This window comes from Nocardia sp. NPDC004711 (assembly GCF_053601595.1).
Window position 1 is genome coordinate 1 of record NZ_JBSGCB010000039.1, and the last position, 13,407, is coordinate 13,407.

General features: G+C 66.9%; 12 protein-coding genes. 4 read left to right on the forward strand and 8 right to left on the reverse strand.

The window, feature by feature from the left end:
- Nucleotides 1-97: 97 nt before the first annotated feature.
- Both ACWEKS_RS32870 and ACWEKS_RS32875 read right to left on the reverse strand, forming a co-directional pair.
- Nucleotides 98-721, reverse strand: a complete 624-nt coding sequence (locus tag ACWEKS_RS32870; RefSeq protein ID WP_354850530.1) for an MspA family porin — start codon at nt 719-721, stop codon at nt 98-100.
- Between the two features lie 240 nt (nt 722-961).
- The gene (locus tag ACWEKS_RS32875; protein WP_452343693.1) at nt 962-2,080 is read right to left on the reverse strand and encodes a transferase; all 1,119 of its coding nucleotides are present in this window, start codon (nt 2,078-2,080) and stop codon (nt 962-964) included.
- Between the two features lie 14 nt (nt 2,081-2,094).
- Between ACWEKS_RS32875 and rfbC the strand changes: the two genes are divergently transcribed.
- On the forward strand, nt 2,095-2,664 hold the full coding sequence (gene rfbC / locus ACWEKS_RS32880; RefSeq protein ID WP_379402062.1) for a dTDP-4-dehydrorhamnose 3,5-epimerase: 570 nt from the start codon (nt 2,095-2,097) through the stop codon (nt 2,662-2,664).
- Here the strand turns inward: rfbC and ACWEKS_RS32885 are convergent.
- The 4 genes from ACWEKS_RS32885 to ACWEKS_RS32900 are packed head-to-tail and all read right to left on the reverse strand — an operon-like array spanning nt 2,648 to nt 6,370.
- Entirely contained in the window at nt 2,648-3,676 is a 1,029-nt protein-coding gene (locus ACWEKS_RS32885) for an NAD-dependent epimerase/dehydratase family protein (protein ID WP_452343694.1), read from the reverse strand. The genes rfbC and ACWEKS_RS32885 overlap by 17 nt on opposite strands.
- Before the next feature lie 2 nt (nt 3,677-3,678).
- A complete protein-coding gene (locus ACWEKS_RS32890; RefSeq protein WP_452343695.1) occupies nt 3,679-4,329 on the reverse strand; it encodes a PIG-L deacetylase family protein in 651 nt (216 codons plus the stop codon).
- Nucleotides 4,326-5,108 carry a sugar phosphate nucleotidyltransferase gene (locus ACWEKS_RS32895; protein ID WP_452343696.1) on the reverse strand — a complete coding sequence of 261 codons (783 nt, stop codon included), beginning with the start codon at nt 5,106-5,108 and terminating at the stop codon, nt 4,326-4,328. Before ACWEKS_RS32895 ends, ACWEKS_RS32890 begins: the two co-directional genes overlap by 4 nt.
- Nucleotides 5,105-6,370, reverse strand: coding sequence for a methyltransferase domain-containing protein (locus ACWEKS_RS32900; protein ID WP_452343769.1), 1,266 nt, complete (start codon nt 6,368-6,370; stop codon nt 5,105-5,107). Before ACWEKS_RS32900 ends, ACWEKS_RS32895 begins: the two co-directional genes overlap by 4 nt.
- Nucleotides 6,371-7,007: 637 nt before the next feature.
- Between ACWEKS_RS32900 and ACWEKS_RS32905 the strand changes: the two genes are divergently transcribed.
- From ACWEKS_RS32905 to ACWEKS_RS32915, 3 genes are all read left to right on the forward strand, one after another.
- Nucleotides 7,008-8,399 carry a sugar transferase gene (locus ACWEKS_RS32905; protein WP_452343697.1) on the forward strand — a complete coding sequence of 464 codons (1,392 nt, stop codon included), beginning with the start codon at nt 7,008-7,010 and terminating at the stop codon, nt 8,397-8,399.
- A gap of 161 nt (nt 8,400-8,560) precedes the next feature.
- Nucleotides 8,561-9,787 (forward strand): cytochrome P450, encoded by a 1,227-nt coding sequence (locus ACWEKS_RS32910; RefSeq protein WP_452343698.1) that lies wholly within the window; start codon nt 8,561-8,563, stop codon nt 9,785-9,787.
- Between the two features lie 71 nt (nt 9,788-9,858).
- Complete coding sequence (locus ACWEKS_RS32915) at nt 9,859-10,587, forward strand: TetR/AcrR family transcriptional regulator (protein WP_354850554.1); 729 nt, start codon at nt 9,859-9,861, stop codon at nt 10,585-10,587.
- Here the strand turns inward: ACWEKS_RS32915 and ACWEKS_RS32920 are convergent, their stop codons facing one another.
- Both ACWEKS_RS32920 and ACWEKS_RS32925 read right to left on the reverse strand, forming a co-directional pair.
- On the reverse strand, nt 10,588-11,058 hold the full coding sequence (locus ACWEKS_RS32920) for a GNAT family N-acetyltransferase (RefSeq protein WP_452343699.1): 471 nt from the start codon (nt 11,056-11,058) through the stop codon (nt 10,588-10,590). It abuts the gene before it with no gap.
- A 21-nt stretch (nt 11,059-11,079) separates the two neighbouring features.
- The gene (locus ACWEKS_RS32925) at nt 11,080-13,311 is read right to left on the reverse strand and encodes an MMPL family transporter (protein WP_452343700.1); all 2,232 of its coding nucleotides are present in this window, start codon (nt 13,309-13,311) and stop codon (nt 11,080-11,082) included.
- Nucleotides 13,312-13,407: the final 96 nt, after the last annotated feature.

Here is a 13,407-nt window from a genome sequence, read left to right on the forward strand (position 1 = left end):
CGGCGACTGGCGGCTGGCGCGCGCCGCCGCCGAACGGGTGCGGGTCCGGACGGTCGCGACCGCATCGCGCCGCCCGGACCTGCTGCACTGACCGCCGCTAGATGCTCGACAGCGGCCCGTAGGCGACAACGGTGTCGCCGCTGCTGCTCACCAGCCGCACGAACGGCCGGATGGTGGTGGTGCCCAGCACCCCGGACACGGTGCCGTGGAAGCCGGACATGGTGATGCAGCCCTCGGTGCCGGACACATCGCCGCCGGCGGCGTCCACCGACTGGATGCCCGGGCCGAAGCCGACGTCGAGGGTCACGCCCAGCGTCGGAATCAGATTGAAGACATCGGCTTTGGGGTCATTGCCGATCTCCAGCTCGAGGCCGGGAGTCTGGTACTGGAATTCCAGCTTGCCCGACAGCGTGGCCGGATAGCCGACCTGGTAGCCGAGGGTGATGTGGCCGGTCCACGGGTCGCCGGCCGGGAGGTCGACCTTGAAGCAGGCCTTCCCGCTGTGGAACCACTCCCGGGTGAGTGGGTTGCCGTCCAGCGGCGGCACGAAATCGATCTTGGTATCGGCGGAGATGGCCTGGACCGTCCGACCATGCTGGTCGACGATCGAATTGGCGGCGTCGACGGCGGCCGACGAGGCGCCGCCGCTCAGAACCAGGCCGATGGTGCCCGCTACCGCGACGGTCGCGGTGCGAGAGAGCGCAGTCGTGTTGTTGCGCATGATGAATATCATTCCCTCATCAGGTGTTGCTGCGTATTGCCTACGCGTGTTTGATGATTCCCCAGTGTTGTGGAACGCGAGACGCCGTCCCCCGTCCCCTCGGCCGATGATCGACCCCCACGCTGAGACTATCCCACTCGATTACCCTGCGTGTGGCCGCGATCCCATGATCGGTATCACAGGCCGACGTGGTGCGTGCCCGGCGGATTCATGCGCGTGCCGGGCGAGATTTGCTGACTTTCATAGCGATTCGGTCACGTCGATCACCCACTTCCCGTGAAGTTCGGGCCACCGGGACGAGACCTCCGGCAACAGATCGGGCAAAGTCAGCAGGACCCGATCCGGCTGCGCGGCAACGAGTTCCGCCGGAGACAGGATCGGGATGTCGGTACCGGGCATGCGGCGGCCCTGCTTGCCCGGGGAGGCATCGGCCACCCCGGCCAGCAGGCCGCGATGCGCGCCCGCCAGATGCAGCAGCGCGACCGCGCGCGAGGCCGCCCCGTATGCGTAAATGGTTCTGCCGGAGGCACGTTCGGACTCCAGCCAGGCGCGCAGGGACCGGACCTGCTGGTCGGCGGCGTGCTGAAGCCCACGCACCGCCACCGGATCCGCCACCGCCGCCTCCGCGGCGAGGATCCGCGCAATGGCGGGGTCGGGGGCGGCGGGCGCGTGCACCGCCGCCACCAGTACCGTGCCGCCGTAGAGCGGGAACTCCCATGCGGTCACCGCCACCAGCCCGGCCGGGCGCAGCAGGCCCTGTAGCGAAGCCATCGTGTAGTAGGCGAAATGCCCGTGCCGCAACGCATTCCACTGTCCCTCGCGCACGATGGTGTGCAAGGAGTGGAACTGCAGCAGCAACACCCCGCCCGGCGCGGTGGCCGCCGCGCGCTGCGCGAAGGCGGCCCGCTGATCGGGCTCGTGCATGATGCCGAAGCAGTCGATCACCACATCGGCGGTCCGCTCGGTGACCCGGTACCCGCGCTCGGTCAGCAGCGGCAGCCAGCTGCCGCCGTGCGGGCTGCCGAACTCCCGCACCGTTCCGCCGCCGGGCAGCCGGCCCGCCGCGGCCACCCGGGCCACCGCGTCCGCCGCCTGATCCCGCAGTGCCTGCGGCTCCACGCCGCGCGGTTCGGCGGTGACGGTGTCGTCCTCGGCCAGTTGCGCCAGCCCGCACACGGCGCACAGGTCCATGGCCAGCGGATGCGCCGCCTCGGCCGCCAGGCTACTTCCTTCGCGATACCGGCCCGCCGAGGCGAGACTCGGAAAGTCGTCTGCCGCAGGCATTTTCCCGAGATCCAGCACCCGGGCCAGCGGGCCCAGCCCGCAGCCGCGACACCCGTACCGGGGTTCGCCGCTCATGGCACGATGACCTGGTGCGTATCGAATCGACCGACCTCGCCGACGTCCTGATCCTGATCCCGCAGCCGTTCCGCGACGATCGCGGCCTGTTCACCAGAACCTTCGACGCCGAGGAATTCGACGCCCACCTGGGCACGCCCGGGGTGTCGGCGACGTTCGTACAGGACTCGCAGTCGCGCTCGCACCGGGGTGTGGTGCGCGGTATGCACGGCCGCTCCGGGCGCGGCGAGGCCAAGCTGGTGCGCTGCGCGCACGGCGCGGTGCACGACGTGCTCGTCGACATCCGCCCGGACTCGCCGACCTTCGGCCGCCGGCAGGCATTCCTGCTGGACGACACCGACTTCCGGCATCTCTACGTCCCGCCCGGCTTCCTGCACGGCTTTCAGGCGCTCACCGAGGTGGCCGATGTGTGCTACCGCATCGACCGCCCGCATGACCCGGCCGAGGACCTGGGCGTCGCCTATGACGATCCGGACCTGGCCATCACCTGGCCGCAGCCGGTGACCGTGGTGTCGGAGCGGGACGCGGGCGCGGGCTCGTGGCGCGAGCTGCTCGCCGCCCTTCATCTCACACCTCGGTCCTGATCCGGCGCAGCTCGTCGTCCAGCACCCCGGTCTCCTTCAGCGACTTCAGCCACGCCAGGCGGGTGAAACGCTGGAAGAAGGCCCCGGCGGTGAGCTCGCGCACGCGGTACTCCCGGTACAGCTCGGCCGCGCCGTCCGGAATGCTCCACTCCGCTTCGAAGCCCAGTTCCTTGCGGGCATAACCGAAGTCGACCCGGTACGAGCGCGGGTCCGCACCGCTCTCGCCGGTGATGACCAGCGTGGATTCCGGGACCACGTCGACCACCGCCTGCGCGATCTGCGCGACTGTCAGATTATTGGCCTCGGTGCCGACGTTGTAGGCGCGGCAGTGCACGGCCTCGTCGGGCGCCGCCAGGCAGGCGGCGAAGGCGCGCGCGATGTCCTGCGCGTGCACCAGTGGCCGCCACGGCGTGCCGTCCGAGAGCACCTTCACCTCACCGGTCAGCACCGCGTACCCGACCAGATTATTGAGCACGATATCGGCGCGCAGCCGCGGCGAGAACCCGAATGCCGTGGCATTGCGCAGGAATACGGGGGAGAAGCCGGAGTCGGCGATGGCGGCCACATCGTCCTCGACCCGGACCTTGGACTCGGCGTAGGGGGTGAGCGGACGCAGCGGCGCGTCCTCGGTCACCAGGCCGTCCCCGGCCGCCCCGTACACCGAACACGTGGACGCGTAGAGGAATCGGCGCACCCCGGCGTCCTTGGCCAGCCGCGCCAGCCGGACCGACGCGTGATGGTTGATGTCGTAGGTGATCCGGGGTGCCAGCGCGCCCAGCGGATCATTCGACAGCGCCGCCAGATGCACCACGGCGTCGAAACCGGCGAGCTGATCGGCGGTCACATCGCGCAGATCCACCGCGAGGGCGGGCGGCGCGGGCGGTGCCTCGCCCAGCACGCAGTCCGCGAAAAGCCCACTGTCCAGCCCTGTTACCTCATGGCCGGCCTGCTGTAGCAACGGCACCATGACGGTACCCAGATACCCCTGATGCCCGGTGACGAGCACGCGCATGACTATGCACCTCCGAAAGTGATGGTGGCCTTCTCGAGCAGAAACGCCTCGGCGTGCTGGGCGCGGCACTGCACCCCGCGCAGCCGGGACAGGGCCAGAAAGGACTGCTCATCGAACCAGTCCCGATTGCGCTGTGAGGGATAGTGTTTCACCAACAGCGTGGCTTTGCGCTCCGCGCAGCCCGTGGGCAGCGGATGGAACACCGCCGGCTGTGGGGTGTCGTTCTCCCACTTGAGGATCTCGTAGCCCAGGATCAGGTGGTCGCGGAACTCGGTGGGCGCCAGCTCGGCCAGCAGCCGGTGGTCCTGATGGGCGTCCCCGCGCTGCGGCGCGAACACCACCTGGGCCGCGCTGTCGCGGCGCAGCGCGCCCACCGCGTCCTTGACCCGCGCCCAGTGCGCGGGTGCGTAACCGTCCGGCACGTCCAGGATTCGCAGCTCCAGATCCGCACCGGGACAGAAGGATTCGAGCGCGGCGCGCTCCTCCTCGGCGCGCTCGGTACCCGCACCGGTGAGCACCAGCGCCCGGACCCGCAGCCCCGGCACGGCCTCGGCGATTGTCAGCAGCGTCCCGCCCAGCCCGATGGCGAGATCGTCACAATGCGCCGCCAGCAGCGCGATCTCGGTGATCGCGCCGGTGTCGAGTCGGATCATGCGCTGCGCTGCTCCCACACCATCCACGGGCGGTCACCCTGCAGATAGCCGGTGTCCAGCTCGGCGCGCTCCTTGAAGGTGTCGGCGGGCTTCCAGAACCCGTGATGCTGATAGCCGAACATCCGGCCCTGCGCGGCCAGTGCGCCGCAGGCGTCCTCCACCAGATCCCCGCCGGGCGGCAGATGCTCGAAGATCTCCTGCGTCAGCACGAAATAGCCGCCGTTCTCCCAGATCGGCAGTTCCGAGACCGGCGTGATGTTCTTGACCTCCCCGGCCGAGTTCACGTCCACGCAGTGGAAGGAGGACTGCGGCGGCACGATCATCATCGAGGCCGCGGCCCCGGAATGCTGGAACCGGGTGATCATCTCGTCCAGTGGGGCGTCGGTGAGCACGTCGGCGTAGTTGGCCAGGAAGTACCGCTCGCCCGCGAGATGATCGCGCACCCGGCGCAGCCGCTCACCGATGGGCGACTCCACGCCGGTGTCGACGAAGGTGATGGTCCAGTCGCTGATGTCGGACTGCAGCAGCTCCACCTTGCCGCCGCGGATGACGAAGTCGTTGGACACCGACTCCTGGTAGGTGAGGAAGAAGTTCTTGATGTGCGCGGCGCCGTAGCCCAGGCACAGGATGAAGTCCTTGTGCCCGAAGTGCGCGTAGTAGCGCATGACATGCCAGATCAGCGGGCGCGGGCCCACCATCTGCATCGGCTTGGGGATCACGTCCTCGGTGCCGTTGCGCATCCGCATGCCGTAACCGCCGCAGAACAGTACGACCTTCACTTCGCTTGCCTTTCTGCATGAGTGGATGCGGCGGCGTCGTCGAGCGTCGCATGATGAAGGTGGGGGAGCGGGTAGACGATCTCGCCACCCCAGTCGGTGACGTGGCGCAGCTGCGCGGTGATCTCCCGTTCCAGGTTCCAGGGCAGCACCAGCACCACATCGGGGCGGTCGGCGTCGATCCGCTCCGGTTCGTGTATCGGGATGCGGGTGCCGGGTGTGAACCGTCCGTGTTTGTAGGGGTTGCGGTCGACGGTGTACTCGAGCAGGTCGGTGCGGATGCCGCAGTAGTTGAGCAGGGTATTGCCCTTGCCGGGAGCGCCGTAGCCCACCACGCGCTTGCCGGATGCCCTGGCGTCGAGCAGGAATCGCAGGAGATCCTGGCGCACCCGCTCCGTGTCGGGTCGCAGTTCGAGGTAGCCGGCGACCTCGTGCAGACCGGCATCGGCCTCGAGTCGCAACACCTCGGCAACCCGCGCGGTGGGGGTGCCGACGCCCTCGGGACGGGCCCACACGCGCAGCGAACCGCCATGTGTGCCAATCAGTTCGCAGTCGATCACAGCCAGCCCGGCGGTGGCCAGGGCCCGCTGGGCCGACAGCAGCGTGTAGTACTGGAAGTGCTCGTGATAGACGGTGTCGAACTGGGCCAGCGCCACCAGGTTGAGCGCGTGGTGCACCTCGATGGACAGCCAGCCGTCGTCGGCCATGAGCGCACGCAGTGACCTGGTGAAACCCAGCAGGTCGGGGATGTGAGCGTAGACATTGTTGGCCACCACCAGATGTGCCGGTCCGCGTTCGGCGCGCACCCGGGCGGCCAGCTCCTCGTCGAGGAAGGCGGTCTCGGTGGGTACGCCCTTGTCGCGTGCTGCCGCACCGACATTCACCGATGGCTCGATTCCCAGGCACGGGATGCCGGCGGCCACGGCGTGCTGCAGGAGATAACCGTCGTTACTTGCCACCTCAATTATGAAACTATTATCAGTCAGATTTAGCTGCGTGATTGCGTGATCGACGAAGAGCTTTGCATGCCGAACCCAGCTGTCCGAAAATGACGAATAGTAGGCATATTCCGTGAATGTATCCTCCGGGGTGATGAGCGCCGGAATCTGCAGCAGCAGGCAATTTTCGCACAGCCTCAGGTGCAGCGGATATGTCGGTTCGCACAGGTCCAGTTCGCCGGCGGTGAGGAATTTTTCACACGGCGGTGTGGCGCCCAGATCAAGAACGCTGCGCAGTCGATCGGAATGGCAAAGACGGCATTGCACGAAGTTCCCCACCTTTCACCGAGTTCGGGCTGCCCGCACAGCGCCGGATGACCTGTGGTCGGCTCGGTCCGGCCTTACGTTACAACAGGATTGCGTGGTGTTCGGGTCCCCGGCGAGTGACCGATGATGCCAAGCCAACTGGATTTCTGCGACCCGCAGAACCAGGTGTCCGGTCGGCAAACGCTCGAGCCGTGCAGTGCAAGGGTTTCGACCAGCTCACACGGTGGATCTTGCGTAGTTCAACCTGCGATTTTGCGAATAGGGGAAATAGGGGGAGGGGTGGGGAGACCGGTCGTCACGAATCCCGTTACTTTTCGGAAACGTTGGGGCACTACGGGTTACATCCTGCGCGCTACCGTGGTTGTGTAACATTCGGCATCTGGCCACCGAAAGACTCGGCGGCCACATCGGTTGTCATGGTCCTGAAAGCCCTTGGGAAACCGGCGTCGGCCGGTCGTTGGAACTGATCAGCGGGGATCGGAACCGAGTTCTCCCGTGGGGGAGGTGCGTTCGTTTCATGAGTTACGAAATTTCTGCCGGTCGCGCTGTGCGCGCGGCCCGGCCTCCACGTCCCGAGCCGCGCTCGGATCGTGAACGCTGGCAAGCGGATTACGCGCGTCGGCTGTTTATCAGTGACTTGATCGTTTTAGTACTATCCATCGGATTTGCCCAATGGATTCGCTTCGGCGGCGCGGGGGCCGAGCCGCCGCTGGCCTCCCAGCTACCGCTGGAAGTTCGCTACACCATGGTGTCGGCCGTGCTGGCACTGGCATGGTCGATCACGCTGACTCTCAGCGGCACCCGGTCGCCGCGCGTAATCGGCAGTGGCACAGAGGAATACCGGCGTGTGGTGGCCGCTTCCCTGAAGCTGTTCGGTGGGATAGCCATTGTGTCGCTGCTACTGCGGGTCGACATCGCTCGCGGCTATCTCGCCATCGCCCTGCCGCTCGGCATGATCGGGCTCATGGTGGAGCGGCGGATCTGGCGGCGCTGGGTGGCCGGTCGCCGCGCCCGCGGCCACTACCGCACCGCCATGCTGGTGGTCGGCAGCCCGGAGGCGGCGCGGGCCATGCTCGCGGCCTTCTCCCGCGACCGTGACTCCGGATACCAGCTGATCGGGGTGTGCACCCGGGACGAGGGGGCGGTCGCGGACGCCGCGCTGGAGGTGGGCGGACGGGAGATCCCGGTTGTCGCAAGCGATCACGCCGTGATCGAGGCGGTCCGGCGGACGGGGGCCGACACCGTCGCGGTCACCGCCACCGACAACCTCGGCCCGGCCGACTTCCGCCGGATGGCCTGGGAGCTGGACGAATTGGGCGCCGAACTGATCGTGACACCGGGCCTGGTGGACATCGCCGGCACCCGGCTCACCCACCGGGTGGTCGCCTCCATGCCCATGCTGCACGTGGAGAAGCCGCAGTACGACCGTGCGAAGTCGATTCGCAAGGGCGTCTTCGACTTCTGCTTCGCCTGCGCCGCCCTGCTGGCCATCGCTCCGGCGCTGGCCGCCATCGCGCTCGCGGTGAAGGTCACCAGTCGCGGTCCGGTCTTCTATCTCTCCGAGCGGATCGGCCGGGACGGTCGGCCTTTCCGGATGATCAAGTTCCGCAGCATGTACGCCGACGCCGAGGCGCATATCAATGCGCTCATCGAGAGCAACGGCGGCAACCCGCTGTTCTTCAAGGTGCGCGACGATCCGCGGGTGACCGCGGTCGGCAAGGTCATCCGCAAATACTCGCTCGACGAGCTCCCGCAGTTCTTCAACGTGCTGCGCGGCGAGATGAGCATCGTCGGCCCGCGTCCGCAGGTCCAGCGCGAGGTCGACTCCTACGACGGTGTCATGCGCCGCCGCCTGCTGGTGAAACCTGGCGTCACCGGTCTCTGGCAGGTCAGCGGCCGCTCGGATCTGACACCCGAGGATGCCATGCGCCTCGACCTGTCCTACGTGGAGAACTGGTCCATGGTCCTGGATCTGCTCCTGATCGCCAAGACGATCGGCGCGGTGACCAGGGGGGAGGGCGCATACTGACCGTCAATTCCGAAACCGACGCGCCCGCTGCGTTCCTCGCAGCGGGCGCGTCCTGTTTCAGGAGGCGGCAAAATCTAGTGAACGGGTTTTAGTAAAAGGTGTTCACAAACCCTGCTGTGGTGTGGTTCACTCGGTGGCGAACGTGTTCCAAAGGAGGTTCCGTGTCCGCGCCGTCCATCCCCACCGGTTTCGACTTCACCGACCCCGACCTGCTCGCGCAGCGTCTGCCGGTCGAAGAGTTCGCCGCACTCCGCAAGCAGGCCAAGCCCTTCTGGGTGCCGCAGGCCAATGGCCTCACCGGCTTCGACGATGGCGGCTACTGGGCCATCTCCCAGATGGATGACATCAAGGAGATCTCCAAGAGCCCGGAGACCTTCTCCAACGAGGAGAACACCGCGGTCATCCGCTTCTACGGCGACATCGCCCGCGAAGAGATCGAGGTACAGCGCTACCTGCTGCTGAACATGGACCCGCCGCGCCACACCAAGCTGCGCCGGATCATCTCCAAGGGCTTCACCCCGCGCGCCATCGAGTCGCTGCGCAACGCGCTGCGTGAGCGCGCCGAGCGAATCGTGCACGAGGCCAAGAAGAACGGCTCCGGCAACTTCGTCGAGCAGGTAGCGTGCGAGCTGCCGCTGCAGGCCATCGCCGAGCTCATCGGCATCCCGCAGGAAGACCGCGGCAAGATCTTCGACTGGTCCAACCAGATGATCGGCTACGACGACCCCGAGTTCAACGGTGACCACAAGGTCGCCACCGCCGAGGTCATGGGCTACTCCTGGAACCTGGCCGAGCAGCGCCGCGCCTGCCCGATGGACGACATCGCCTCCACCCTGCTGCAGGCCGACATCGACGGCGAGTCGCTGGCGTCGGACGAGTTCGCCTGGTTCGTGATCCTGCTGTCGGTCGCCGGCAACGAGACCACCCGCAACGCCACCACGCACGGTATGAAAGCGTTCGTGGACAACCCGGACCAGTGGGAGCTCTACAAGGAGCAGCGTCCGCGCACCGCTCCGGACGAGATCGTCCGCTGGGCCACCCCGGTCATCGCCTTCCAGCGCACCGCCATCGAGGACGTCGAGCTCAGCGGCCAGCTGATCCAGAAGGGCCAGCGCGTCGGCATGTTCTACAGCGCGGCCAACTTCGACGAGAACTACTTCGAAGACCCGTACACGTTCAACGTGCTGCGCAACCCCAACCCGCACGTCGGCTTCGGCGGCACCGGCACCCACTACTGCGTGGGCGCGAATCTGGCTCGGCTGCAGCTGGATCTGATCTTCAACGCGATCGCCGACGTGATGCCGAACCTGCACCAGATCTCCGAGCCGGTGCGCCTGCGCTCGGGCTGGCTCAACGGCATCAAGAGCTGGGAAGTCGCGTACGAATGAGCGTCCGGGCCCCGAGGAGGTAGTGTGCGTAACCCGGTAGGGGCCCCGTTCTTTCGACCTATGGAGTCAGCATGAGTGAACCTCGCCGACGCGGCCGGATGCCGGCGGTCAGCGACGCCGACATCCGGCGCGTCGCGCGGTCACTGCTGGTCGACCAAGGGCCCGACGCGATCACGCTGCGGGCCATCGCGCGGGAGCTGGGCATCACCGCTCCCGCGCTGTATCGGTACTACGAGTCCCGCGACGACCTCGTCGCCGCCGTCCGCACCGACGTATGTGCCGATCTGGCAAAGGATTTGGAGGCCGCCATCGAGGGCCTCCCCGACGACGCGGGCGTTCGCTTCTTCGCCATCTGCCGCGGTTTCCGCCGCTGGGCCCTCACTCACTCCCGCGAATTCACCCTGGTCTTCGCCTCCCCGGTCGGGGCCGGAATCACCAGCGCCATGCAGCAATTCGGCGAACCGGTCGGCCGCATCTTCCTCGGCGCCGCCGGCCGCCTCCTCACCGACTACGACGTCGTCACCCCGCCCACGGCCCTCATCCCGCCCGAGCTCCGCGACGACCTCATCAAATTCCAGACAGACCTGCTCCGCGTGCTCGCCGAATCCGGTCAGAAGTTCCCCGCCGAAAAACTGGACCTCGGCGTCAGCTACGTCATGATCCAGTTCTGGGCCCGCCTCTACGGCCACGTCACCCTCGAGGTCTTCGGCAACTACCCCATCCCGGTCAGCCACCCCGACGTCCTCTTCGACTCCACCCTCGCCGACATCGGCCGCGGCATCGGCCTCGTCGCCGACTGATCAGCCCACTGTCCGGTGGACGCGGCGCATGAAGCGTTCGCAGTCGTCATCCGGCGACGGTCCGGCGTCGACGAATCCGTGACGGACATACAACGCGATCGCACTGTCGTTGCCGGACTTGACTGAGAGCACGACATCGCGCCGGCCCGCCCAGTCCACAACCGCGCGCACGGCCGCGTCGCCCACGCCGCGGCCGCGGGCCGACTCGGCGACCCACAGCGAGATCAGTTCTGCCGCTTCGTCGTCTCGGATGTAGGCGCCGGCCATCCCCACGGGCGTACCGTCCAGGCGCACGATGAAGTTGAGGGGGACATCGGTCAGCCGGGCGCGCCAGCGCTGTTCGGTGTCGCCGGGTCCGCTCCACTCCGCGAGGGTCGAACCGAAGACCGCCGCCGATTCGGTCAGGGCCCGCAGCCGGAGTTCGCGCCACAGGGGCCAATCGTCGGGTCGGAGGACCTGGATGTCGATCATGGTGTCGGTTCCTGGGATGAATCAGCTTCGGGCGTCTGCCAATTCGGTGCGGCGTAGATGGGCGGGTTCGTCGCGCAGGACCGGTTCGCTCAGGCCGATGCGTTGCTGGATGCGCTTCATCCAGGCCGGTGCCCACCAGACGCGGTCGCCCAGGAGCTTCATGGCGGCGGGGACCAGGAGCATGCGCAGAACGGTGGCGTCGATGATCAGGGCGGCGATCATGCCGTAGGCGATGTACTGCATGAGGACCAGGTCGGAGAAGGCGAAGGCGCCGGTGACCACCAGCAGGATCAGGGCGGCGGCGGTGATGATGCGGCCGGTCTGGGCGGTGCCGGAGCGGATGGCCTCCTCGGTGGTCGCGCCGCGCGCGCGGGCTTCGACCATGCGGGACACCAGGAAAACCTCGTAGTCGGTGGAGAGGCCGTAGATGATGGCGATGATCAGGAACAGGATGTTCGCCTGAATCGGCTGGGGGGTGAAGTTCAGCAGGGTCGCGCCGTGGCCCTCGGTGAAGATCCAGGTCAGGATGCCGAGCGTGGATCCCAGGCCGAGCACGCTCATGAAGGCGGCCTTCAGCGGGAGGACCAGGGATCCGAAGGTGAGGAACATCAGCAGCGTGGTCATGGCCAGCACCAGCAGGATCATCAGGGGCAGCCGTTTCAGCAGCGCGGCGATGGCGTCGTGCTGAACCGTCGGCACGCCGCCGACCAGCACCGTCATATCGTCGGGCACCGGCAGTGCCCGCAGATAGTCGATGGTCTTGTCGTACTTGGTGGAATCGATCAGATAGGCCTGGGTGCGATAGACATTCGGCTGCGTCTGGGAGCGGGTCGGAATCTCGAAACCGGTCGAGACCCCGGTGGTGACCAGCCCGGGAGCGCGGCTCGCCTGTTCGATGAAGGGACCGACCTCGGTGCTGTCACTGGCGGTGATGAGCAATTCGATCGGGTCGGGCTTGCGGAGCGGGAAATAGGTGTCGATCTGTTGCTGGGCAACACGAGTCGCATTGTCCGGCGGCAGATATTTCTCACTGAAGCCGCCGAAGGCGATATTGCGGACCGGCACGATCAGCACCAGCAATCCGAGGATCAGGACCGCGGTGATCTCGCGGGGATGCCGCATCACCCAGCTGGTGGACCGGCCCCAGAAGCCCTCCTCCACCTCTCGCGCCGAATCGGTACGACGAAATCGCTTGATGCCCAGGGCATTCACCCATGGCCCGAGGATCGCCAGCATGGCGGGCAGAATCGTGACGGCCGTCAGCGCCGCCAGGGTGACGGTGGCGATCGCGCCGTACGCGATGGACTTGAGGAAACCCTGCGGGAACAGCAGCATGCCGCCCAGGCTGGCGACGATCATGGTGGCCGAGAACAACACCGTGCGGCCCGCGGTCATCACCGCGCGCCGCACGGCGGCGGGCGTGTCGTATCCGGCGGCCACCTCCTCGCGGAACCGGCTCACGATGAACAATGCGTAGTCGATGGCCAGGCCCAGGCCGATCATCGAAACGACCGGTGCCACGAAGGAATTCACCTCGGTCACATTGGTGATCGCCCGGACGATGCCGTTCGCGCCCAGAATCGTCAGCACGCCCATCAGGAGCGGCAGCGCCGCGGCGACCACGCCGCCGAAGATGAAGAACAACAGCACCGCCACCGCCGGAATGGCGAGCAGTTCCATGCGATGGGTATCGGCCGAAATGGTGTCGGTCAGGGCGGTCGAGACCGGCTGCAGGCCACCGACGTACACCTTGATACCCGGAATCGAGAACGCGTCCTTGACGGTCGTGGCGGCATTGTCCTTCAGCGCGACGGAGGCGACCGCGCGGGTCCGGTCCTTGGTGGCGAAGGCCGCGGAGGAACCACGGATGGCGGAGACCTCGGGCCAATACGTGGCGTACACGCCGGCGATGTCGTTCGGGAAGCGCTGGGTGAGCCCGTTGAGGCTGTCCACGATCGACTGGCTCACATCCGGATCGTCGACGGTCTTCCCGTCGGGCGCCTGATAGAGCACGATCACATCGGCGGCATGGTTCGGCCCGAACGCCTTGGCGGCCAGCACGGCCGCCTGCGCGGACTCCGAGTTCGGATCGTCCAGACCGCCCGCGCTGAGCCGGCTCTCGAAGCCCCAGGCGTAGCCGCCGAGACCGAGCAGGGCGGCCGCCACGATACCCAGAACGAGAAAACGGTGGTTGGCTACGAGTTTTCCCCATAGCGCGAAGACATCGCGGTCACGCGGGCTTCTCGTGGTCATACTGCACGGTAGCAGTCAAGATCACGAGGAGTGAAAATCGTTGTATCAGAATACAATAAGTGAATTCCGGAACGTGATTTAGCGATAGAAAACAAG

Coding starts and splice junctions, on each gene's coding strand:
- ACWEKS_RS32870 (WP_354850530.1), bottom strand. CDS start 721: ATGCGCAACAACACGACTGCGCTCTCTCGCACCGCGACCGTCGCGGTA.
- ACWEKS_RS32875 (WP_452343693.1), bottom strand. CDS start 2,080: ATGAGCGGCGAACCCCGGTACGGGTGTCGCGGCTGCGGGCTGGGCCCG.
- ACWEKS_RS32885 (WP_452343694.1), bottom strand. CDS start 3,676: ATGCGCGTGCTCGTCACCGGGCATCAGGGGTATCTGGGTACCGTCATG.
- ACWEKS_RS32890 (WP_452343695.1), bottom strand. CDS start 4,329: ATGATCCGACTCGACACCGGCGCGATCACCGAGATCGCGCTGCTGGCG.
- ACWEKS_RS32915 (WP_354850554.1), top strand. CDS start 9,859: ATGAGTGAACCTCGCCGACGCGGCCGGATGCCGGCGGTCAGCGACGCC.
- ACWEKS_RS32920 (WP_452343699.1), bottom strand. CDS start 11,058: ATGATCGACATCCAGGTCCTCCGACCCGACGATTGGCCCCTGTGGCGC.
- ACWEKS_RS32925 (WP_452343700.1), bottom strand. CDS start 13,311: ATGACCACGAGAAGCCCGCGTGACCGCGATGTCTTCGCGCTATGGGGA.